This is a genomic window from Rhizobium sullae, assembly GCF_900169785.1.
In the GTDB taxonomy this organism is placed as follows: Bacteria; Pseudomonadota; Alphaproteobacteria; order Rhizobiales; family Rhizobiaceae; genus Rhizobium; species Rhizobium sullae.
Map to the genome: position 1 here is coordinate 265,843 of NZ_FWER01000002.1, position 21,671 is coordinate 287,513.

Sequence of the window (21,671 nt, forward strand, 5' to 3'; positions counted from 1 at the left end):
TTCGTTATCCGGCATTCGGCTTGGCGGTAAGCTCAAGACCGATGGCTTTTAGAACCGCCAATGTGGTCTCCAATGTCGGGTTCCCGTTCTCGCTCAGCGCCTTATATGGATGTGCGCGCGCAAGGCCGGTATTTGTAATTTACAATTGTCAAATCCGGCCACAAAACGCACTTAGCGCTTCAAGTTGGATCGACTCTCTGCCGATCGAACCGCCAGTTCCCGGCATATCGACTGGCTTGCCAAGTATCATTCCCGCGGGCAATCTGAACTCCGCCGCCTCTCGCGTCAGGTTGAACACGAAAAGCAGCTTCTCTTCGTCCTTCCCGCGCGTGAACGCCAGAAGGTCCTGATTTGTGTCTATGAATTCCATGTCGCCGTCGACGAGCGCCAGATACCGCTTCCGGAGGTCCAGCGTTCGCCGGTAGTGGGTGAGTACGGAATTGGTGTCCGCTATCTGCGTGTCGGCGGATAGGGCGGCCTGCTCATAGGGTACCGGCAGCCAGCTTTTCTCCGCCGAGGTGAAGCCCGCATGCGCTTTGCCGGCCTCCCAGGGCATCGGCGTGCGGCATCCGTCGCGGCCCTTGAACGCTGGCCAGAAGCGAATGCCATAGGGATCGCGCAGGTCCTCGAAAGCCAGTTCCGCTTCGGCAAGCCCCAGCTCCTCACCCTGATAAAGGCAGATCGAACCGCGCAGCGCCGCGAGCACGGAAATCGCGAGCTTGGCAATCACCGGACACTCCTCCTCGGTCCTTGCGAACCGGCTCACATGGCGCTTGACGTCATGGTTGGAGAAGGCCCAGCACACCCAGCCGTCGACAACCGTTTTCTGAAAGCTCTCGACGCAGTTGCGAATATGCGCGGCGGTGAAATCCGGTCCGAGCAGATCGAAGGTGTAGCACATGTGCAGCTTGTCGCCCCCGGTCGTATAGGCCGCAACAGTCTTCAGCGACCGCGCCCCGTCTCCGACCTCGCCAACCGTCGCCCGCCCTTCATATCGATCGAGAAGCGCCCGCAAACGTCTCAGGAAATCGAGATTTTCCGGACGCGTCTTGTCGTAGAGATGGTTCTGCATCCCGTAGGGATTGGTATCGGGCGCATCCAGGCCGCCGTCGCTCACGCCGGGCTCATGAGGTGGATTGTCGCGAAGCTGCTTGTCGCAGAAGTAATAGTTGACCGTATCGAGGCGGAAGCCGTCGACGCCACGGTCGAGCCAGAACTTTACCGTCTTCAATACGGCATCCTGGACATCCTCGTTGTGAAAGTTGAGATCCGGTTGCGAGGTCAGGAAATTGTGCTGGTAGTATTGGCGCCGCACGCCATCCCATTCCCAGCCCGGGCCGCCGAAAATCGAAAGCCAGTTGTTGGGTGCCGTGCCGTCGGGTTTCGGGTCGGCCCAGACATACCAGTCCGCCTTGGGATCCGTGCGGCTCAAGCGGCTCTCGATAAACCACGGGTGCTGGTCGGACGTATGCGAAATCACCTGGTCGATGATGACCTTTATCCCCAGCGAATGGGCGGTAGCCATCATCTCGTCGAAATCGTCAAGCGTGCCGAAAATCGGATCGACGTCGCAATAATCCGAGACATCGTAACCCATGTCCGCCATCGGCGATTTGAAGAACGGCGAGAGCCAGATCGCGTCGACGCCGAGGTCGGCGATATGCGAAAGGCGGCGGGTGATGCCCTTGAGGTCCCCAAGACCGTCGCTGTTCGTATCCTGAAATGACCGTGGATAAACCTGATAGATGACCGCACCCCGCCACCAGTCCGCTGCCTTTGTCGCCATTTGCCGGATTCTCCGCGCCACTCGAAATGCGCACAGACTAAAGCCCGGAAAACAAAAAACAACTGCGCCGATAACCTCTTTTGGGCGGGACGCTCATGGCAAAGAAAACGCCGCTTACGGGCTTGTCCACACCTTGAGCAACCCTCCTTCATTGGGGGTTGCAACGCCAAACCTTTGCGATAAGGTGCGCGTTGACTTGCACGTAACAGGTCAAAAACCGGGAACAAACGACTAAGAATAGGCAAAAAAGCCTGGAAAGGTGGCCCAATATGAACCATACAACGAAAAAATTTCTAGCCTCAGCAATGCTTGGCACATTACTGGCTTTCTCGGCCCACGCGGCCACCCTCAATATCCATAATGGCGGCGATCCGGCATCGCTCGATCCGCAAAAGCTCTCCGGCGATTGGGAGAATCGCATTGCCGGCGACATCTTCGAAGGACTCGTGGCTGAAGATGCCAAGCTCAATCCGATTCCGGGCCAGGCCCAAAGCTGGACCGTTTCGGATGACGGCAAAGTCTACACCTTCAAGCTGCGAGACGGCATCAAGTGGTCCGACGGCCAGCCGGTAACGGCCGGAGACTTCGTCTTCGCCTTACAGCGCCTCATGGACCCGAAGAATGCCGCCGACTACGCCTATCTGCAGTTCACCATCAAGAATGCCGAAAAGATCAACAAGGGCGAGATCACCGATTTCAACCAGCTCGGCGTCAAGGCAATCGACGATAAAACGCTCGAGATCACGCTCGAGGCCCCGACGCCGTATTTCATCGGCGCGTTGACCCACTACACCGCATATCCGCTGCCGAAGCATGTCGTCGAAGCCAAGGGCGCGGACTGGGTCAAGATCGGCACCATCGTCACCAACGGCCCCTACAAGCCGACGGAATGGGTGCCCGGCTCGCACGTTACGACCGTCAAGAATGACCAGTACTATGGTGTCAAAGATCTGAAGATCGACGGCGCGAAGTTCTTCGTGCTTGAAGACCAGGAAGCCGCGCTGAAACGTTACCGCGCCGGTGAGTTCGACATCCTCACGGACTTCCCGACCGATCAGTACGAATGGATGAAGAAGAACCTGCCCGGCCAGGCGCACGTGGCTCCGTTCTCCGGCCTCTATTACTACGTGATCAACTCGAGCAAGCCGCCGTTTAGCGACAAGCGCGTCCGCCAGGCTCTTTCCATGGCGATCAATCGCGAGGTTATCGGCCCGCAGATCCTCGGAACGGGTGAACTGCCCGCTTATTCGTGGGTACCACCGGGTACGGCCAACTACGGCGAGCCGGCCTATGTCTCCTGGAAGGATTTACCCTACAACGAGAAGGTCGTCGAAGCGAAAAAACTGCTCACGGAAGCAGGTTTCGGCCCGGATCATCCGCTGACGGCACAGCTCAAGTACAACACCAATGACAACCACAAGCGCATCGCCGTGGCGATTGCCGCCATGTGGAAGCCGCTCGGCGTGAATATCGAACTCGTCAATGCCGAGACCAAGGTGCACTACGATCAGCTGAAAAGTGGCGAAGTGGAAATCGGCCGCGCCGGCTGGCTTGCGGATTACAACGATCCGGACAACTTCCTGAACCTGCTCGTCACCGGCGTTCAGATGAACTATGGCCGCTGGTCCAGCCCCGAATACGACAAGCTGATCAAGGAAGGCAACGCGCAGACGGATCTGACCAAGCGCGCCGAGATCTTCAAGAAGGCCGAGCAACTGGCGCTGGATGAGTCCGCCGCCTTGCCGATCTACTACTACGTCTCGAAGAACGTCGTCTCGCCGAAGATCGAGGGCTTCGTCGACAACGTGCAGGACATCCACCGCACGCGCTGGCTGTCGATGAAAGAGTAAGGGAAAACGGCCCTTCCCGCGGCTCGCGGGAAGGGCCGGTCCACGATCATGATCAAATATGCACTCCGTCGATTGCTGTCGACGATCCCCGTTCTCTGGATCGCCGTCACAGCCTGCTTTTTCGTTTTGCGCCTTGCCCCCGGCGGCCCCTTCGATGGCGAAAGGCCATTGCCGCCGGTGATCCTGAAAAACCTTGCGGCCCACTACAATCTGGATAAGCCGCTGATCCAGCAGTATCTGATCTATGTCGGCGACCTGCTGAAAGGCGATCTTGGCCCTTCCTTCGCCAGCGAGGATTTCACCGTCGCGCAGCAGATCATGATCGGCCTGCCCTACACCTTCACGATCGGCACCGCCGCCTTCCTGCTCGCCATCATCGTCGGTATCGCTGTCGGCTGTCTTGGGGCGCTCTACCAGAACAAGACGCCCGACTACGTTCTGGGGGCGCTCATCCTGGTCGGCGTCGTGCTTCCCAACTTCCTGATAGCCCCCATCCTGCAGCTCGTCTTCGGCATCCGCCTCGCCTGGCTTCCGGTCGGCGGCTGGGGCGACGGCTCCCTCAAATTCCTCGTCATGCCGGTCGTCGTCCTGGCGCTACCGCATGCCGGCCGCATCTCGCGCATCACCCGCGGCTCGATGATCGAAGTCATGAACCAGAACTTCATCCGGACCGCCAAGGCAAAAGGCATCGGCCCGCGCCTGACGGTCATGCGTCACGCGCTGAAACCCTCTATGATGCCCGTCGTCTCTTATCTCGGACCGGCGGCAAGCTATCTTCTCACCGGCTCGCTGGTTGTCGAGAGCGTCTTCGGACTGCCTGGCATCGGCCGCTACTTCATCACCGCAGCGCTGAACCGCGACTACGGCATGGTTCTCGGAACGGTCATCTTCTACATGGTGCTGATCGTCTTCCTCAACCTTCTCGTCGATATCGCCTATGCGTGGCTCGATCCGAAAGTGAGAAACAGATGATCCTCAACCCCGCAAAACGCGAGCTGCTCGCCGCCGAACTGCTGCAGGCCGAAGGCCTGGCCCCCGAAGGCCGCTCGCTCACCAAGGATGCACTCCGCCGCCTCTCGCACAACAAGGCGGCCGTGCTTTCAATCGCGGTGCTGGCGCTGCTCGTCCTCGCAGCCTTCCTCGGCCCTTATTTCATTCCTTTCAACTATGAAGATCCGGACTGGGCCGCCTTCCGCACACCGCCGGACTTTGCAAGCGGCCACTATTTCGGCACCGATCCGAACGGCCGCGATCTTCTGGCCCGCGTGCTTTACGGCACCCGCGTCTCGCTCGCCGTCGCGCTGACGGCAACCGTCGTCTCCGTCGTCATCGGCGTTCTTTACGGCGCCGTCTCCGGCTATATCGGCGGCAGGCTGGATTCGGTCATGATGCGTTTCGTCGACATTATGTATGCGCTTCCCTACATCCTCTTCGTCATCCTGCTGATGGTGATCTTCGGCCGCAACGTCTACCTGCTCTTCGCCGCGATCGGCGCGCTCGAGTGGCTGACCATGGCTCGCATCGTCCGGGGCCAGACGCTGTCGATCAAGCAGCGAGAATTCATCGAGGCCGCGCGCGCCTCGGGGCAGAGGCCCTTCAAGATCATCCTCAAGCACGTCATTCCGAATCTCATCGGTCCGGTGGTCATCTTTGCGGCGCTCACCGTTCCCGAAATCATCGCCACGGAAAGCTTCCTTTCCTATCTCGGCTTCGGCGTCCAGGAACCGCTGACCTCGCTCGGCACTCTCATCGCCGAAGGCACCGACGCCATGGAGAACATGCCCTGGCTGCTGGTCTTCCCTGCAAGTTTTCTGGTCGCCCTGCTGCTCAGCCTGCTCTTCATCGGCGACGGCCTGCGCGATGCGTTCGACCCGAAGGACCGCTAAGGATGACCGACACCCTTCTCGAACTCAAAGACTACTCGATCACCTTCGAGACGCCGGACGGTCAGGTAAAGGCCGTCTCCAACATGAACCTCTCGATCAAGCGCGGCGAGCGCATCGCGATCGTCGGCGAGTCCGGCTCCGGTAAAAGCCAGACCTTCCTGGGCATCATGGGGCTGCTCGCCAAGAACGGCAAAACCAGCGGCCAGGCGCTGCTCGAAGGCAGGGATGTGCTGTCGTTGAAGCCGCGCGAACTCGATCGGGTGCGCGGCAAGGACATGGCCATGGTCTTCCAGGACCCCATGACCGCCTTGAATCCGTCTCTCAGGATTTCCCGGCAACTGACCGAACAGCTTGAGGTTCATCGCGGCTTCACCGCACGCGCGGCCTCTGCCGAAGCGCTCGACATGCTGAAGCGCGTCGGCATCCCCGACCCCACGCGCCGCTTCAACCTCTATCCGCACGAGCTGTCCGGCGGCATGCGCCAGCGCATCGTGATTGCCATGGCGTTGCTCACCAAGCCGAAGCTCCTGATTGCCGACGAGCCCACCACCGCGCTCGACGTCACCATCCAGGCGCAAATCCTCGATCTCTTCAACGATCTGACTGCTGAGATGAATACGGCGCTCGCAATGATCACCCACGATCTCGGCGTCGTTGCCGGCCTCGCCGACCGCGTCGCGGTCATGTATGCCGGCCGCATCGTCGAGGAGGCGCCGGTCGACGAGCTCTTCGAGAATCCGGCACATCCGTATACGGCGGCGCTGCACGCGGCGATCCCGCGCCCGGATCAGGATGTCGATCAGCTCGTCGTCATTCCCGGACGGCCGCCGAACCTGCAGCACCTGCCGAAGGGCTGCAACTTCTCGCCGCGCTGTCCCAAGGTAGAAGACGACTGCATCGATCGTCCGCCGCCGCTCGAAACGCTGGCACCGCGCCATTGCGCAGCCTGCTTCCATCCCTTCCCGCGAATCGAGGAGCTCTTGAACCATGGCTGAACGATCGCTGCTGAGGGTCGAGAACCTGACGACCCAGTTCGAACTGCCCGCGAAAGGCTTCTTCAAGCCGCCGGTGATGCTGACGGCGGTCAATAATGTCAGCTTCGACCTGAAGGAGGGCCGCACACTCGGAATCGTCGGCGAATCCGGTTGCGGAAAATCCACGCTCGGCCGCTCCATCCTGCGGCTCCTGCGCTCGCAGAAAGGCCGAATCCTCTGGCAAGGCCGCAACCTGCTGGACCTGTCGGACGAAGAGATGCGTGCCGCACGCCGTGACATGCAGATCATCTTCCAAGATCCGATCGCATCGCTCGACCCGCGTATGACGGTCGGCGACATCATCGCCGAACCGCTGACGGTCTTCGAGCCGAAACTTTCCAAAGCGCAGCGCCTCGAACGTGTACGCGAGATCATGAGCGCCGTCGGCCTCGTGCCGGAAATGATCAACCGCTACCCGCATGAGTTCTCTGGCGGCCAGGCACAGCGCATCGGCATTGCCCGCGCGGTTGTGACAAGGCCGAAGCTCATCATCTGCGACGAGCCGGTGTCGGCGCTGGACGTGTCGATCCAGGGGCAGGTCATCACGCTCCTGCGCAAGCTCCGCAAGGAGTTCGGCCTGACGCTGATCTTCATCAGCCACGACCTTTCCGTCGTGCGACTGATCTCGGACGACGTGCTCGTGCTCTATCTCGGCAAGGTGGTGGAAGCTGGCGATTGCCAAACGGTCTTCGAACATCCCGCGCATCCTTATACGCAGGCACTGTTTTCGGCCGCCCCCATCCCCGATCCGAAGCTTGCCCGCCAGCGCACACGCATCCGCCTACAGGGCGATCCGCCCTCGCCGCTGAACCCGCCGAAGGGCTGCGTCTTCTCGCCCCGCTGCTGGAAGGCGACGGACATCTGCCGGACGGAAATGCCGCCGACCGAGCATGTGCGCGCGGGCCAAACGGCAGCCTGCTACCACATGGATCGGTAATTCGCGTCTGTCCTGGGTCAGATCGCGGGCAACACGCGGGCTGCCGGGACCTGCCTCGGAGCGGAACAATTCGCGCTCCGAGGCAGTTCACCCCTACACAAGCATGAGGGTCACTGCAGGGGCTCCGAAAGGAGGAGAAAATGCTCAAGCTGTTATCCAATGCCGGCCTTGTGCTGGCGCTTACGCTCGGAGGCGCTGTCGCGCCCGCGTCCTTTGCCCAGGCTCAGGATCTTGAGTTCCGCATCGGTCCGGACGGCGCACGCATCTACGAACGCGATCGCTATGATCGTTATCGCGACGACTACCGCCGGGGCTGCAGCCCGCGCGAGGCACAGATAGCCGCTCGCGAATCCGGCTTACGCCGCGCTGAGGTCGTCCGCGTGACGAACCGTAGCGTCACGGTGCAAGGCTGGACCCGTTACGGCCCGGACCGCATCGTCTTCGCGAACCGCCGGGGCTGCCCGGAGATCGGATAGGCGATCTGCGACATGAGCCCGCCGTCGCCGGCGGGCTTTTTGCGTCAGCCATTTTTGGGTCGATTGCCCGGTTTGGCAAAACTGCAACTTCCTGATGATTGTCCTTTCACAAGCTTCAGCTAGGAGGAATCGGCCCAATCATGGGCGGGGGATTCTTTTCATGAAACACACAGGCTTAAACGTTGCCGCAGCTGCTGCAGCGGTGCTTTTTGCCGTTGCCTTTCCGGCGCAGGCTGAAGATCTGACATTCAAGCTCATCAACGGCACCCAATCCGAGCTGACGCGCTTCTACACCTCCCCGACAGGCGTCGATGAATGGGAAGACGACGTCTTCGGCGAGCAGGTCCTGAATCCGGGCGAAACGATAAGCATCACCATCGCCGACGGCCGCGATGTCTGCAAATACGACATGCGCTTCGAATTCGACGAGGCATCCGACCTCGACACGACCGAGGACACGCAGGACCTCTGCCAGCTCGGCAGCTACACGATCCACGAATAGCAATGCGCCGTTGATCAAACCTGCTTCGCAGACAGAGCGAAGCAGACTTTCTTGCGGCCGCCGCCCGGCAAACGTGCCGGAACCAGCCATACCGACGCTTGCCTCCCAGCGCCTCTCCGCGTTATCAGCAAACGAAGGAAATTTTCGGGAGGCAGTTTTGAGCGGACGGTTCTTATCGATCGGTGAGTGCATGGTGGAGCTTTCGCAGGCAGGCGGCGGCCTGCTGAGAAAAGGCTTCGCCGGCGATACGCTGAACACCGCCTGGTATGCCCGCGCCTGCATGCAGCCGGCCTGGAGCGTCGACTATTTCACCGCGCTCGGCGATGACCCCATGTCGGACGAGATGATCGCCTTCTTCGAGGAAGCTGGCATCGGCACAAAGCTCATTCGCCGCATCAAGGGCAAGGCGCCTGGCCTTTACTTGATCAACCTCAGGAATGGCGAGCGCTTCTTCAGCTACTGGCGCGAGAACTCCGCCGCCCGGCAGCTCGCCGCCGATCCCGATCGGTTGCGCGAGGCGATCGAAGGCTCGGACGTCGTCTATTTCTCGGGCATCACGCTCGCCATCCTGCCGCGCGAAGATGCCGACACGCTGCTGGCCGAAACCCGCCGCGCCAAGGCCGCGGGAAAGTTCGTCGTCTTCGATCCGAACATCCGCCCGCGCCTCTGGGCGAGCTATGACGTCATGCACACGACGATCAGCGAAGGCGCCCGCTCCTCCTCTCTCGTCATGCCGAGTTTCGAAGACGAGGCCTTGCATTTCGGCGACGACTCCATCGAAGCCACGGTCCACCGCTACCGCGCGCTCGGCGCGCCGAACGTCGCGATCAAGAACGGCGCAGAAGGCGTTACGCTGAACTTCGCCGGCCAGCAGAACTTCGTGCCGGCCGAAAAGGTCAAGGAGGTTGTCGACACCACCAGCGCCGGCGACAGCTTCAACGGCTCATTCCTGGCCAAATATCTCGAGACGAAGGATCCGGTCGCCAGCGCCCATTTCGCAGCGAAGGTTGCCGCGCGCGTCGTCAGCGAACATGGTGCGCTGGTCGCGAAGGACAAGCTCGGACTGTAGCCCCGGGTGTGGCAATCGTGCATCGATCGCCAGCCGAAATCCGCCTGTAATAAATCCATCATGGAGAGGCCTCAAAATAGGGCATGCGGGAATCACGTTCCTCACGCCCGCCTGGGGTTGTCCGCTGCCGTCCGGTACGGCGCGGCGTGGATGGAAAACGGGAAATGCTGCAACATTCGTCGAACAGCCATAGCGGCGAGAGCTGCGCCAATGCCGCGCTTGGAAGCGTGCCGGAGAGGCTGGTGATCGTCACCGACGCCTGGCATCCGCAGGTAAACGGCGTTGTCCGCTCGATCGAGAACACCAACCGCGAGCTTGCGAACCTTGGGGTCGCCGTGTCCATGGTGACGCCCGAGCGTTTCAGCAGTTTCCCCTGCCCGACCTATCCGGAAATTCGCCTCTCGATCGCCAATTACCGCCGGGTCGCCCGCGAGATCGAAAAACACAAGCCATCCTATGTGCATATCGCCACCGAAGGCCCGCTCGGGCTGACGGCGCGGCGCTGGTGCCTCAGGAACCGCATGTCGTTCTCCACCAGCTACCACACGCGCTTCCCGGAATATGTCTCGGCCCGCCTGCCGGTGCCGAAGAGCTGGCTCTACGCATTCGTGAGGTGGTTCCACAATTCCGGCGCCGGCTGCATGGTGGCAACGCCGAGCCTTGCACGCGAACTGTCGGAAAAGGGCATCCGCAACCTGATGCCCTGGAGCCGCGGCATCGACGCCGCGCAATTCCGCCCTATGAAGCTGGAGGAAAAGCCCTTCGGCCTGCCGCGCCCCATCTTCATGTCGGTCGGACGTGTGGCGCTGGAAAAGAACCTGCCCGCCTTCCTCGATCTCGACCTGCCCGGCTCCAAGGTTGTGGTCGGTGACGGCCCTGCCCGCGCGGAGCTGGAAAAACGCTATCCGGACGTGCTGTTCACCGGCCTGAAATTCGGCGAAGAGCTTGCCAGGATCTACGGGCAAGCCGATGTATTCGTCTTCCCATCACTGACCGACACGTTCGGCAACACGATCCTGGAAGCGCTCGCCTGCGGCGTTCCCGTTGCCGCCTACCCCGTCACCGGCCCGCTCGATATCATCGGCGAGGATGGCGAGGTCGGAGCCTTGGACGAAGACTTGCAGACGGCCTGCCTCGGCGCATTGTCCGCCTCACGCGAGAAGGCACGGGACCTTGCACTGCAATACTCCTGGGAAGCAGCGACGCAGCAGTTCATCAACAACATCCGCGCCGCCAACGGCGTCATTACGCCGAAATGGAAGAAGGCCTGGCAATATGCCAAGACCTTGCCCAAAAGCAGAAAGGCCAGCGATGCCGTCGGCCCGATGAAGTCGAGCGCTTGACCTGATTATGCGGTTGGCAAGCGTGATGGCGCTGTGGACGGTCGCGGTTTTGCTGATGGCCTTCAAGAGACAGCCAGGCCGTCGGCAGTCTTGGCGAAAAGCTCTTCCTGGAACCGAGCACGCCTACCCCTGCTGAGGTCCTCGAGGCCACCGGCTATCTTCGCCGAGAGCGCTACAAGGAAGACGAACGCGTCGTTATCGTCCGCCTGAGCGGCGAAGGATCAGGCTGAAGGAAAAAGCCGCCGCGATCCCCAATTGCGTCGCCGGCGCCACCGGCCGGGGCGCCGCCGGTTTCGCGCTTGCAGGCCGAGACCGTGGCTCTTGGCGAGGCGTTGAGCAGGAGTGTGACAGCATAGAAGAGCGAATGTGCTGTTAGCCCAGCGGACACACTGCATCGACTGCGGCCGATCAATGGCGGGCAGTGACTGCTTCTCGCGCTTATCGGTCGCCTACAATTCACCGGCAACCCTCGTACCCGGCTCTCCAGCACCAAAGCGCCCGAAAACGCTGCCAATGACGCAAAAAGCCGCCTCGATGAGCATCGTGATTGGACTTCCGCGCCCGCAAGAGTCAATCTTATCTTAGGGCAAATGAGCAAGGGGGCGGAGCAGCCATCGTCTGAATCGGAGGCTAAAATGAAATATCAAGCACTTGACCAACTGCGGACCGTCGCAAACGTCAACCCGGATCAGCCACGCCGGCCGATGTCGCGCAGCGAGCGCCTGCAGCGCTGGGCAGAAGTTCTCGAGCAGTTCCCAAACCGGCACCTCTCGACGCTGCACCAGACAGAATATCAGCCGGAAGCAGGGCGCGACATCATGCGCGCCGACAATTCGCCGATCTCCGTCGCGTTCAAGGATCCTGTGCTGCGTGCAGCCGGGATGGAAAACGACACCTATGGCGAGGCAAAGCGTTTCTTCGAGTTGACCGACAGGGAGTTGCATAAGGTCATCTGCTACTGCCACTTCGGCGCTACGGTGAACGCTGCAACCGCTGCCCGGCAAATCCGCTCCTTCTTTGCTGAAGGAAAGCGCGGCGTGCTCCATCGGCTGCGCGCGGCGTTCCTCGACTAGGAGCGCCAAGGTTTCGTAGGGTCATTGCTGGAGCGGCCATGTGGCAGCTCCAGCTTTTCAGCGCGCCGTGCGGCGGCGCATATCCCGAACAGGAGTGAAAGGCGGCTACCGCTTCTTCTTCGACTCGTACGGATTGTCCGGCGAGCGGTAATGGATGCGGATCGGCACGCTCGGCATGTCGAAATCTTCGCGCAGACCATTGATCAAATAGCGCGTATAGGATTCCGGCAGAGCGTCTGAACGCGTGCAGGAAATCATGAAGGCCGGCGGGCGGGCCTTAACCTGCGTCATGTATTTCAGCTTGATGCGGCGGCCGGAAACGGCCGGCGGCGGATGCTGCACCTGCGCCTGCTCCAGCCAGCGGTTGAGCCTCGCCGTCGAAATGCGCTTGTTCCATATCTTGTCGGTATCTATGATCGCCTGCATCAGCTTGTCGAGCCCTCGGCCCGTCTGGCCGGAAATGGGCACGGCGCGGATGCCGCGCGCCTGCGGCAGCAGCCGCTCGGTCTTTTCGCGCAGATCGGAGAGAACGGCCTGCGTGTCCTCGATCATGTCCCATTTGTTGAAGGCGAGCACGGCAGCGCGGCCTTCGCGCAGCACCAGATCGACAAGGTGCAGATCCTGCTTCTCGAAGGGGATCGTCGCATCAAAGACGATGACGACGAGCTCGGCGAAACGGATGGCGCGCAGCGCATCAGCTACGGAGAGCTTTTCCAGCTTCTCGATCACCCTCGCCTTGCGGCGCATGCCAGCGGTATCGAACATCTTGATGGTGCGGCCGCGCCAGTCCCACTCGACGGAGATGGAATCGCGCGTGATGCCCGCTTCCGGCCCGGTCAGCAGCCGGTCCTCGCCGAGGAAGCGGTTGATGAGCGTCGACTTGCCGGCATTCGGCCGGCCGACGATCGCGACGCGCAGCGGCTTTGTATCGTCGTAGGCGGGCTCTTCGTCTTCCTCGCCCTCGACCTCCGACGGCCGCACGTCGACGTCGGTAACGGCGACGTCCTCCTTCGGCGGATAAGCGCGCTCCTTGCCGAGTGCCGCGACGATCGCGTCGCGCAAATCGAGCATGCCCTGTCCGTGCTCGGCCGAGATCGGCGTCGGCTCCCCAAGACCGAGCGTATAGGCGTCGTAGAAGCCACTGTCGGAGCCCTTCGCTTCGGCCTTGTTGGCAACGAGGACGACGGGCTTGCCGCGGCGGCGCAGCATCTCGGCCAAGGCGGTATCGACCGGCGTCAGACCGGTCTTGGCGTCGACGACGAAGAGAGACAGATCGGCCTCGTCGATTGCCGCTTCCGTCTGGGCGCGCATGCGCCCCAGCAGGCTTTCGGCATCGGCCTCTTCGAGGCCGGCGGTGTCGACGATCGTGAACTTGAGGTCCATCAGCCGCGCATCGCCCGGCCGGCGGTCGCGGGTGACGCCGGGCGTATCGTCGACAAGCGCCAGTTTCTTCCCAACCAGACGGTTGAAAAGCGTCGACTTGCCGACATTCGGGCGACCGACGATCGCGACCGTAAAGCTCATTAGAAATCCTTAGATTCAGCCCTGTGCGGCGGGCGCCTTGCCGGATGCGGTGATGTTATCAAGCATGATCTGGGCGCGGTTTGCAATGTTGCGCGGGCTTGCGGCATCGTCGGCGATCGCCTGATACCACTGGCGGGCTTGCGCCATGTTGCCGGCCTTGTAGGCGGCAAGACCGAGCGCTTCGCGGGCCGAGTGACGGAAGGCATTCGCCGGAATGGCCATTTCCTCGACGGCGGCGGAAACCTGCTCGTAAGTACCGTTTTCGATCAGCAGCCAGCCGGCACGCATCTTGGCAGCATCGCGGACAGCTTCCGGCACGGACTGGTCCTTGCCGATCGCTTCGAAGGCGGCGATAGCCGCGGTATTGTCGCCATTCTGCGCCTGGACCGAGGCTGCGCGCATGCGGGCGAGAACCGGATACGCGCCATGTCCTTCCTTTTCGAGCGTGGCGAGCGCGGCAAGCGCCTCGTCGCTCTTGTTCTCGTCGGCAAGCTTCATCGCCGCCAGAAACTGATCGCCGGTGCCGGACGAGCGGTTGTCGTCCCAGTAGTCAAAGGCAACTTTGCCTGTTGTGCCGACCACGATCAGAACGGCGACGGCGATGACATAGCGGCCGAAACGGCGCCAGGCGCCCTTCATCTGGTCGGAACGGAGTTCCTCGTTGACTTCACGGATGAAGCTGTCGTCGTTGAATGCCATTCTCGTCTCCGGCACGGATAAGCCCATTGCATGCGTTGCCGCATATTGTGGGGCCTTCTACTCCATTTTGCGGCACTTGTAAGGGGGATCGCAAAGATTCGTCACACGGCGAGCGGCGAAACGCCGATCAGCCATTCGTGCAGCCTGAAGGTGACCAGCGCCCAAGCGACCACGCCGATTACGGCGGCGTAGAGATCGTACTTCGCCGAGACGAAGGGCCGCAGCTTCAACTCGCCCGCCCGCTCGCGCCGCTTCAGGGCGATGCGGAGGACGACGCCCCAGGCGAGAAAGGCCGCAAACAGCAGCACCGACGAGGTCTCGCCGTTGGCCAGCAGATGCGAGAAAGCCCAGATCTTCACCGAGAGCACCATCGGATGCTTGGTCCGAACCGCAATGTGCCCCGCCGGCAGCAGCGAGGCGGCAAGACAGATGAGCGCAATCAGCATCAGCGTCACGGCGATATGCGCCATCCAGACCGGCGGCGCATAAAGCAAGCCGGTGACCTGCCGCGCCTGGCCGAAACCGTAGATCAGCAGGATCAGCGAAAGAAGGCTCGCGATCGCATAACCGGCCTTCCAGCGGCGCTCGCCCAAGCTTGCGATCATCGACTGACGAAAGCCGGGCGCGACGACGCGCACCAGATGGAGACCGAGAAAAAGTATGATGCCGACGATGAGCAATGCCATAGCGCGTCTCCTGTCCGTTTCCCGAGGATTAGCGGCAGCCACCGGAAAATGCCAGTGCCACCGCAGCTTCGCCGCAATTCTGTAACAGGAAAGCCGCAAACAAATTGTCGCGGTGTCCATGTTTCATTCCATTTTTCCTGCCTCGCTGGCCCTTTGCCTTGTCGCTTCCCTCCCCGCCCAGGCAGCCGATCAGCCGCCGAAGCAGCTCGTGATCGTTTCCTTCGACGGCGCCCATGACAACGCGCTGTGGCAGAAGAGCCGCGAGATGGCGGCAAGGAACGGCGCGCACTTCACCTATTTTCTCTCCTGTACCTTTCTGATGAATCAAGCCACGAAGAACGCCTACCAAGCCCCTCACCAAAAACGCGGAAAGTCCAATGTCGGCTTTGCGCAGAGCGACGAGGAAATCCGCGAGCGGCTCGGCAATATCTGGCATGCGCACCTCGAAGGCCACGATATTTCGAGCCACGCCTGCGGCCATTTCGACGGCCGCCAATGGAGCGAGGCCGATTGGTCCGCCGAATACGCGACCTTCAACGCGACGCTGAAAAACGCCTGGAAAAGCGTCGGTCTTGAAGAGCCGCAGGGCTGGCAGGGCTTGGTCGAGCACGGCATCAAGGGGTTTCGCGCACCGTATCTTTCCGCAACACCGGGCGCCGACATGATCGCCGCGGAGAAGAAGGCGGGCTTTTCCTATGACGCCAGCTTGGTGACCAAAGGTCCGGCGATGCCCGTCGTCGAACACGGCGTGATCCGCTTCGGCCTGCCGCTGATCCCAGAAGGCCCGAATGAAAAACCGGTGATCGGCATGGACTACAATCTCTTCGTCCGCCATTCCAAGGGCGAAGAAGACAAGACCGGCAGCAAGGTTTTCGAGGAGCGCGCCTACGCGGCCTTCAGGCACGCTTTCGATAGGCAATATGCGGGCGACCGCATTCCCCTCCAGCTCGGCTTCCACTTCGTGGAAATGAACGGTGGCGCCTATTGGCGCGCGCTCGACCGCCTGGTGAGCGACGTCTGCCGCCGCGCCGATGTGGCTTGCGTCAGCTACGCGGAAGCGATCCCGATGATCGAAGCACGCGGGACGCTGAGGGAACAGGAGACTTCGGGGCTATGAGGTCGCTTCTACGCGTCCATTGAAACTCATACCAGGCGGCCCCCTCATCCGCCCTTCGGGCACCTTCTCCTCGCTGGGGAGAAGGTGAAAGTGGCACGCCCGCCAACTTTATCACTGCCCTCACCATTGATCAGCGCCACCACAATCATTCCACCTTTCGAGTGGCGCAAACGCCGCCGCCACGAGGCCCTTCTCCCCTCGGGAGAAGGTGCCGGATGACGGGGGCGCCGCAAACCGGAACGTTCGAGTTAGCGGAAATAAAATCCGCATACCATGCCTCAACCGTCGGCGTGAACGACGCCTGCTTCACGCTCCAGATAGCGTTGGTCGATTTCCGGCAGCGGTTCGCCCTCAATCGCCGATTCAAACGTCCGCAGGCGCTTATAGATCGACAGCAACTCAACGATCGTCGTCCACGAATTGACGAGATACTGGAACGAGCCGCGCACCTGATCGAATACATTGTTGATCTGTGTCATCAGGCCGAGCGTCAGCTTGCCGGCGACAATCGAGGGAATGAGCACGATCAGGCTGAAGAGGTTGTCTGCCTGCAGGTAGAAGATGCGGGCGACGTTGAAATACATGTAGTGGAAATAGAGGCGGAAGTAGTTCCGGCGGACGTTGGCGAAGAGCTCGGCGACAGTCGGAGGCGCGGCACGATCGGCATGGTCCTCGCCGTAGACGAGTTCTTTTCGATAAGACGCCTCAACGCGCTGGTTGCGAAATTCCAGTCCCGGCAGCTTGATACCGACTAGGCCGAGGAACACTGTGCCGAAGATCGACCAGAAGATAGCCGCCCACACGAGCGCATGCGGCACCTCGCCGATCAGCGGCAGTTCGGTGATGCTTGCACCGATCTTGAAGAGCACCGGCAAGAAGGCGATCAGCGTCATGACAGAGCTGACGAGGTTGACGCCGAGGCTTTCCATCGTAGTGGAGAAGCGCATCGTGTCTTCCTGAACGCGCTGGGAGGCACCTTCGATATGGCGGAGCTTCGGCCAGTGTGCCATGTAGTATCCATTCATCGCTGTGCGCCAGCGGAATATCCAGTGGCTTACGAAGAACAGGTTCAGCACGCCGACAGTAATCGCTACAAAGGCGATGCCGGCAAAGCCCAGCATGCCAAAATAGAACTCTGAGGCCGGAACGGATCCGACTGTGGTCAGTGCCTTCTGTATCAAGTTGTAAAAAGGGCCATACCAGGCATTAACTGCCACACTGACTTGAACCGAAAAGTAGGTATTGAAGATGATCAGCGCCGAGCCGAGCACGGACCACATCTGCCAACGATGGGGGCTGTAGGCGAACCAGAAGCCCGCAAAGAGCGCGACCGCGACGATGTAGTAGATATAGAACCACAGGAACGGCGTCGACCAGAACACTGAAACCCCGATCGGGGCCTCCTGCCCGGGCGGCAGCGGTGCCAAGCCAATGACAGCGCCTAGGCGGGAGCCGCCAAAATACCAGAGCAGAACGGCGAGAAGCGCCCAAACCACAGCTGAGGTGAAGAAGAGTTTCGGCTTGGGGAAATACGATACAAACACGGGTGACGTTGCTTTCCTGAACTGGAATCTTGGGAGTATCAGCTGACTGATTGTGCCGGAAACTATGGCAGTTCGAAGAAGGCAGCAATGGGTTTGGCCCATTGTTACGCATTTGTAACGGCTTATCCCAGTTTCTTGATCACCGGCAGCACGAGCGCGGCGCATAGGATGAGGGCTGCAGCGGCGATATAGGTCGGCAGGATGAAGCTGCCCGTTTGCTCGGCGATCCAGCCGGCGACGACGGGGCCGACGATCTGGCCGAGACCGAAAGCGGCGGTCATCGTTGCGAAGATGCGGCGCGCGCTTTCCGGCGCCAGCTTGCGGCCGATCTGAAGCCCGTAGGCGGTGATGGCGAGGAAGGTCGCGCCGAAGAGAGCCCCGCCGATCAGCGGCGCCAGCGAATGCGGCAGCATCACGGTCGCGAGAACGCCGAGCGCCTCTATGAGAAGAGCGGTGACATAGACCCAGCCGAGGCCAAGCGGATAGACCAGCGGCCGCCACGCAAAAAGCGCAACAGCTGCCGTCAGTCCGGCGATGAACCAGCAGAGGAATTCAACCATCTGCCCCGCCGCATCCATGCGCGCGATGGCAACGAGGAAAGTCGCGGTGATCACGTAGCCGAAACCGAAGATGCCGTAGGACAGCGTCAGCAGAGCCACCGGCGGCCTCCAGGCGATCGGCGGCTCCTTGCCGGAATTGCCCGCACGCACCGGAGCCGATGGCAGCAGAAGCCAGACGGCGGCGAGGCTGATTGCCGAAAAGACCGCACCGCCGATCCAGTCGGCTTGCCAGCCCGAGGCACCGGTAAAGATGAGGCCAATCAGCATCACCATGACCGAAGAAAGCGCAATGCCAGCACCCGGGCCGCCGAAATGCGCCGCCTGAACGTGGTCGTTGCCTGCCGCAGCACCATGACTCAAGACGATCGACGAGGTGAAGATCATCGCAAAGGCGCTCGCCAGTCCGGCCAGAAAGCGGATGACCGCAAAGGCGGCAACAGAATCGGTCGCGGCCATGGCCGCGAGCAGCACAGCATTCGCCAGAAGTGCCAACAGTGCGACCTTGCGTTCGCGACCCGTCGCCCAGCTGTAAGCAGCAAGCACGGCGCCCGCGAGGTATCCTGCGAAATTGGCCGAGGCGATAAACCCGGCATCGGCCGCCGAAAGCGGCACGCCGCTCATCATTCCGGGCAGGATGGGCGTATAGGAAAACCGCCCGAACCCCATCGCCGCCGACATCGCGATCATGCCGGCAAGGGCCGTCCGCAAGAGGTTCGCTGGTTCAGTATCGCCGCGTGCCAACATGCTCGCTTTATCGCGCTGCACAATGGCAGGGACAAACGAGAAAATCTGATCGATCGATCAATTCCACAAATCCTTGATGCCTCTCTTGAACGATATATCTTACGACATATATTTTACGATATATTTCTGGATATGACCAACGATAAAGGAGCAGACCATGAGAGGTTTCAGAGGTAGCGGCATGTTCGGCGAAGCGATGCGGATGGGAATGGGCCGCAAGTTTGCGGCCGCTGATCTTCAACTGGTGCTGCTGGCGCTGCTCGACGAGCGTCCGCGTCACGGCTACGAGCTCATCAAGACCCTGGAGGAGCGCTCGGGCGGTTTCTACGTTCCGAGCCCCGGCGTCATCTATCCGGCACTGACTTATCTGGAAGAGACCGAGTTGGCCGAAGTCGAGAACGAAGGCACCAAGAAGCTCTACAAGATCACCGAACGCGGCAGACAGAAGGTCGAGGAGAACCGCGCGATGATCCAGCACACGCTGAACAAGCTCGAACGCATCGGCGAGAAGATGGCTTTCGTCAACCGCATGTTCGATCCGGACCACCACGGCCGCCATCGCGACGCCGAGGACGAGGAAGAGTTGATGCGCGACAATGGCGACATCCGCGCCGCCCGTACGCTGCTGCGCGCCGCACTCAGGATGCGCTATCCATGGTCAAAGGCCGAAGCCGCCCGCATCGCCGGCATCCTGGAACGCGCCGCAACGGAAATTCTGCAAGGTGGCAAGCCGCAGACGTGAGGGTGAGGCAGGCTCCCTCCGATCCCCTCACCTGCAATTTCTAGCACTTAGCCTGCGGCTAAATGCTAAATGCCGAAATTGCTTCCTCTCCCACAGTGGGGAGAGGAACTCGCCGCACGCTCGGCGCCCCTACCTCTCCCTTTGTGGGAGAGGGTACGAACTCTTGTCCTTGGCCGCCGGCCAAGGCTTAGATTTCGCTGGTGAGGGGGTAACACTATGTCGCGAGACTTGCCGCTAGACCCCGCCATCCGGCAGCGTCAAAATCAGTGGCCCGTTCCGCGTCGCCACGACCGTATGCTCGAACTGCACGGTAGGCGCCTGCGGATCGGCGTAGAGCGTCCAGGCGTCGTCGCCGCCTTCGGCCCATGTCGCGCCGAGCGACAGGAAAGGCTCGACGGTAAAGACGAGGCCCTCGGTCATCATCCGCTTCTCGGAAGGATCGGGCCAAGTGGAAAGCTCGGCGGGCTCTTCGTGCAACGAGCGGCCGACGCCGTGGCTTGCGAGATTGGCGACCAGCGTATAGCGGTTCTTCACTGCGAATGCACCGACGGCCTTGCCGATCTTCGCCAGCGGCTCGCCGGCCCTCACTTGGTTGAGACCTACCCAGAGCGCCCGCTTGCCGTCGCGGCAGAGCCTCTCGATCTTTGGCTTGACCGGCGGCACGGTGAAGGAGGCGCCGGTATCGGCGAAGAAACCGTCCTTTTCGGCCGAGACATCGATGTTGATGAGATCGCCCGGGCGGATCACACGCGCTCCCGGAATGCCGTGGGCGATTTCCTCGTTGACGCTGATGCAGGTCGCACCCGGAAACTGGTAGCAGAATTCCGGCGCTGAACGCGCGCCCGCATCTTCCAGCGCCCTGCGGCCGATCTGATCGAGCTCCAGCGTTGTCATGCCGGGCTCGACTGCTGCCGCCATCACCTGAATGGCGTTGGCGCAGATGCGGCCGATCTCCTTGAGCTTTACCAGTTCGTCGTCGTTTTCGATTACCATAATTTTTTCCGGCCTGCCGCAAGGCGCAGGCCATCGCGGGTTCAGGCCGTGGCTTTCGCCCCTTCGCCAGCGTCAGTCAATGCCTTTCTGACAAGCGGGGCCACTTTCGTACCGTAGAGCTCGATGCCCCGCATGACCTGCTCATGCGGCATGAGGCCGATCGCCATCTGCAGCAGGAAACGGTCGTTCCTGAATATCCTGTGATGTGCGACGATCTTTTCGGCCACCACCTCCGGGTCTCCGACGAAGAGGGCCCCGGAAGGCCCGCGCGACATGTCGAAATGCGCCCGGCTCGTCGGTCCCCAGCCGCGCTCGCGGCCGATGCGGTTCATGACCTCCGCCTGCGGACCGTAGAATTGGTCGGCTGCCGCATCCGTCGTATCGGCGATGAAGCCATGGACGTTGATACTGGTCTTCAGCTTCGCCTGATCCTGTCCGGCCCGGCCCGCTGCCTCGCGGTAGAGATCGAAGAGCGGCGCAAAACGGCGCGGCTCACCGCCGATGATCGCAAGCGCCACCGGAAGGCCGAGCGCACCGGCGCGCGCCACGGATTGCGGCGTCCCGCCGACAGCGATCCAGAGCGGCAGCGGATGCTGCAGCGGGCGCGGATAGACACCGCGGCCGTTGACCGGCGCCCGCAGCTCGCCCTGCCATGTGATGGTCTCGCCTTCGCGGAGCGTCATTAGCAGATCGAGCTTCTCTTCGAAAAGCTGGTCGTAGTCTTCGAGGTTGTAGCCGAAGAGCGGAAAGGATTCGATGAACGAGCCACGCCCCGCCATGATCTCGGCCCGGCCGTTGGAAATCAGATCGAGCGTTGCAAACTGCTGGAACACACGAACTGGATCATCTGAGGAAAGCACCGTCACCGCGCTGGTCAGCCGGATATTCTTGGTCTTCACCGCCGCCGCAGCCAGCGCCACCGCAGGCGCGGAAACGGCATAATCGGGCCGGTGATGTTCGCCGAGCCCGAACACATCGAGCCCCACCTGGTCGGCAAGCTCGATCTCCTCGATGAGATGCTTGAGCCGCTCGGCTCCTTCGGCACCCTTGCTGCGCTCAGGGTTCGGATTGACGTCGGCGAAGGTATAAAGACCCAGTTCCATGCT

General features: G+C 61.4%; 21 protein-coding genes and 1 pseudogene. 13 read left to right on the forward strand and 9 right to left on the reverse strand.

All coding sequences use genetic code 11. The features are described from left to right. Window positions 1-4 precede the first annotated feature (4 nt). Together BN1800_RS42190 and bglA are read right to left on the reverse strand one after the other, a co-directional pair. A complete protein-coding gene (locus BN1800_RS42190; protein WP_425298957.1) occupies window positions 5-139 on the reverse strand; it encodes a helix-turn-helix domain-containing transcriptional regulator in 135 nt (44 codons plus the stop codon). A 9-nt stretch (window positions 140-148) separates the two neighbouring features. Then, window positions 149-1,786 (reverse strand): beta-galactosidase BglA, encoded by a 1,638-nt coding sequence (gene bglA, locus BN1800_RS03180; RefSeq protein WP_086994320.1) that lies wholly within the window; start codon window positions 1,784-1,786, stop codon window positions 149-151. Between the two features lie 269 nt (window positions 1,787-2,055). Here bglA and BN1800_RS03185 point away from each other — a divergent pair, with 269 nt between their 5' ends. From BN1800_RS03185 to BN1800_RS03235, 11 genes and pseudogenes are all read left to right on the forward strand, one after another. Continuing rightward, window positions 2,056-3,636 (forward strand): peptide ABC transporter substrate-binding protein, encoded by a 1,581-nt coding sequence (locus BN1800_RS03185; protein WP_086994323.1) that lies wholly within the window; start codon window positions 2,056-2,058, stop codon window positions 3,634-3,636. A 48-nt stretch (window positions 3,637-3,684) separates the two neighbouring features. Further along, window positions 3,685-4,608, forward strand: a complete 924-nt coding sequence (locus BN1800_RS03190; RefSeq protein WP_086994326.1) for an ABC transporter permease subunit — start codon at window positions 3,685-3,687, stop codon at window positions 4,606-4,608. Then, complete coding sequence (locus BN1800_RS03195; RefSeq protein ID WP_086994329.1) at window positions 4,605-5,522, forward strand: ABC transporter permease subunit; 918 nt, start codon at window positions 4,605-4,607, stop codon at window positions 5,520-5,522. The genes BN1800_RS03190 and BN1800_RS03195 overlap by 4 nt, the downstream gene beginning before the upstream one ends. A gap of 2 nt (window positions 5,523-5,524) precedes the next feature. Beyond that, complete coding sequence (locus BN1800_RS03200) at window positions 5,525-6,517, forward strand: ABC transporter ATP-binding protein (RefSeq protein WP_086994332.1); 993 nt, start codon at window positions 5,525-5,527, stop codon at window positions 6,515-6,517. Next, on the forward strand, window positions 6,510-7,493 hold the full coding sequence (locus BN1800_RS03205; RefSeq protein ID WP_086994335.1) for an ABC transporter ATP-binding protein: 984 nt from the start codon (window positions 6,510-6,512) through the stop codon (window positions 7,491-7,493). Before BN1800_RS03200 ends, BN1800_RS03205 begins: the two co-directional genes overlap by 8 nt. A gap of 140 nt (window positions 7,494-7,633) precedes the next feature. Next, complete coding sequence (locus tag BN1800_RS03210) at window positions 7,634-7,969, forward strand: hypothetical protein (RefSeq protein ID WP_086994337.1); 336 nt, start codon at window positions 7,634-7,636, stop codon at window positions 7,967-7,969. A 160-nt stretch (window positions 7,970-8,129) separates the two neighbouring features. Further along, window positions 8,130-8,471, forward strand: coding sequence for a hypothetical protein (locus BN1800_RS03215; protein WP_027508293.1), 342 nt, complete (start codon window positions 8,130-8,132; stop codon window positions 8,469-8,471). A gap of 157 nt (window positions 8,472-8,628) precedes the next feature. Next, window positions 8,629-9,540, forward strand: a complete 912-nt coding sequence (locus tag BN1800_RS03220) for a sugar kinase (RefSeq protein ID WP_027508292.1) — start codon at window positions 8,629-8,631, stop codon at window positions 9,538-9,540. 164 nt (window positions 9,541-9,704) lie between these two features. Further along, window positions 9,705-10,883 (forward strand): glycosyltransferase family 4 protein, encoded by a 1,179-nt coding sequence (locus BN1800_RS03225; RefSeq protein WP_086994340.1) that lies wholly within the window; start codon window positions 9,705-9,707, stop codon window positions 10,881-10,883. Window positions 10,884-10,948: 65 nt separating this feature from the next. After that, window positions 10,949-11,239, forward strand: a pseudogene (locus BN1800_RS42195) (MarR family transcriptional regulator); the annotation flags it as partial. A gap of 279 nt (window positions 11,240-11,518) precedes the next feature. Further along, entirely contained in the window at window positions 11,519-11,956 is a 438-nt protein-coding gene (locus BN1800_RS03235; protein ID WP_027508290.1) for a hypothetical protein, read from the forward strand. Window positions 11,957-12,061: 105 nt separating this feature from the next. Here the strand turns inward: BN1800_RS03235 and der are convergent, their stop codons facing one another. From der to BN1800_RS03250, 3 genes are all read right to left on the reverse strand, one after another. Continuing rightward, a complete protein-coding gene (gene der / locus BN1800_RS03240) occupies window positions 12,062-13,480 on the reverse strand; it encodes a ribosome biogenesis GTPase Der (RefSeq protein ID WP_027508289.1) in 1,419 nt (472 codons plus the stop codon). A gap of 15 nt (window positions 13,481-13,495) precedes the next feature. Beyond that, window positions 13,496-14,179, reverse strand: a complete 684-nt coding sequence (locus BN1800_RS03245; protein ID WP_086994346.1) for a tetratricopeptide repeat protein — start codon at window positions 14,177-14,179, stop codon at window positions 13,496-13,498. A 101-nt stretch (window positions 14,180-14,280) separates the two neighbouring features. Then, window positions 14,281-14,865, reverse strand: a complete 585-nt coding sequence (locus BN1800_RS03250; protein ID WP_027508287.1) for an NnrU family protein — start codon at window positions 14,863-14,865, stop codon at window positions 14,281-14,283. A gap of 118 nt (window positions 14,866-14,983) precedes the next feature. Between BN1800_RS03250 and BN1800_RS03255 the strand changes: the two genes are divergently transcribed. Next, on the forward strand, window positions 14,984-15,982 hold the full coding sequence (locus tag BN1800_RS03255) for a polysaccharide deacetylase family protein (protein ID WP_086994349.1): 999 nt from the start codon (window positions 14,984-14,986) through the stop codon (window positions 15,980-15,982). A gap of 278 nt (window positions 15,983-16,260) precedes the next feature. Here BN1800_RS03255 and bacA read toward each other — a convergent pair whose 3' ends face one another. Beyond that, entirely contained in the window at window positions 16,261-17,526 is a 1,266-nt protein-coding gene (gene bacA, locus BN1800_RS03260) for a bacteroid development protein BacA (RefSeq protein WP_027508285.1), read from the reverse strand. Between the two features lie 122 nt (window positions 17,527-17,648). Then, window positions 17,649-18,830, reverse strand: coding sequence for a YbfB/YjiJ family MFS transporter (locus tag BN1800_RS03265; RefSeq protein WP_027508284.1), 1,182 nt, complete (start codon window positions 18,828-18,830; stop codon window positions 17,649-17,651). A 157-nt stretch (window positions 18,831-18,987) separates the two neighbouring features. On the opposite strand from BN1800_RS03265, the gene BN1800_RS03270 reads away from it, so the two are divergent. Then, window positions 18,988-19,572 (forward strand): PadR family transcriptional regulator, encoded by a 585-nt coding sequence (locus tag BN1800_RS03270; RefSeq protein ID WP_086994352.1) that lies wholly within the window; start codon window positions 18,988-18,990, stop codon window positions 19,570-19,572. Between the two features lie 234 nt (window positions 19,573-19,806). Here the strand turns inward: BN1800_RS03270 and map are convergent, their stop codons facing one another. Together map and BN1800_RS03280 are read right to left on the reverse strand one after the other, a co-directional pair. Next, window positions 19,807-20,565, reverse strand: coding sequence for a type I methionyl aminopeptidase (gene map, locus BN1800_RS03275; RefSeq protein WP_027508282.1), 759 nt, complete (start codon window positions 20,563-20,565; stop codon window positions 19,807-19,809). 41 nt (window positions 20,566-20,606) lie between these two features. After that, window positions 20,607-21,668 carry an LLM class flavin-dependent oxidoreductase gene (locus BN1800_RS03280; RefSeq protein WP_086994355.1) on the reverse strand — a complete coding sequence of 354 codons (1,062 nt, stop codon included), beginning with the start codon at window positions 21,666-21,668 and terminating at the stop codon, window positions 20,607-20,609. Window positions 21,669-21,671: the final 3 nt, after the last annotated feature.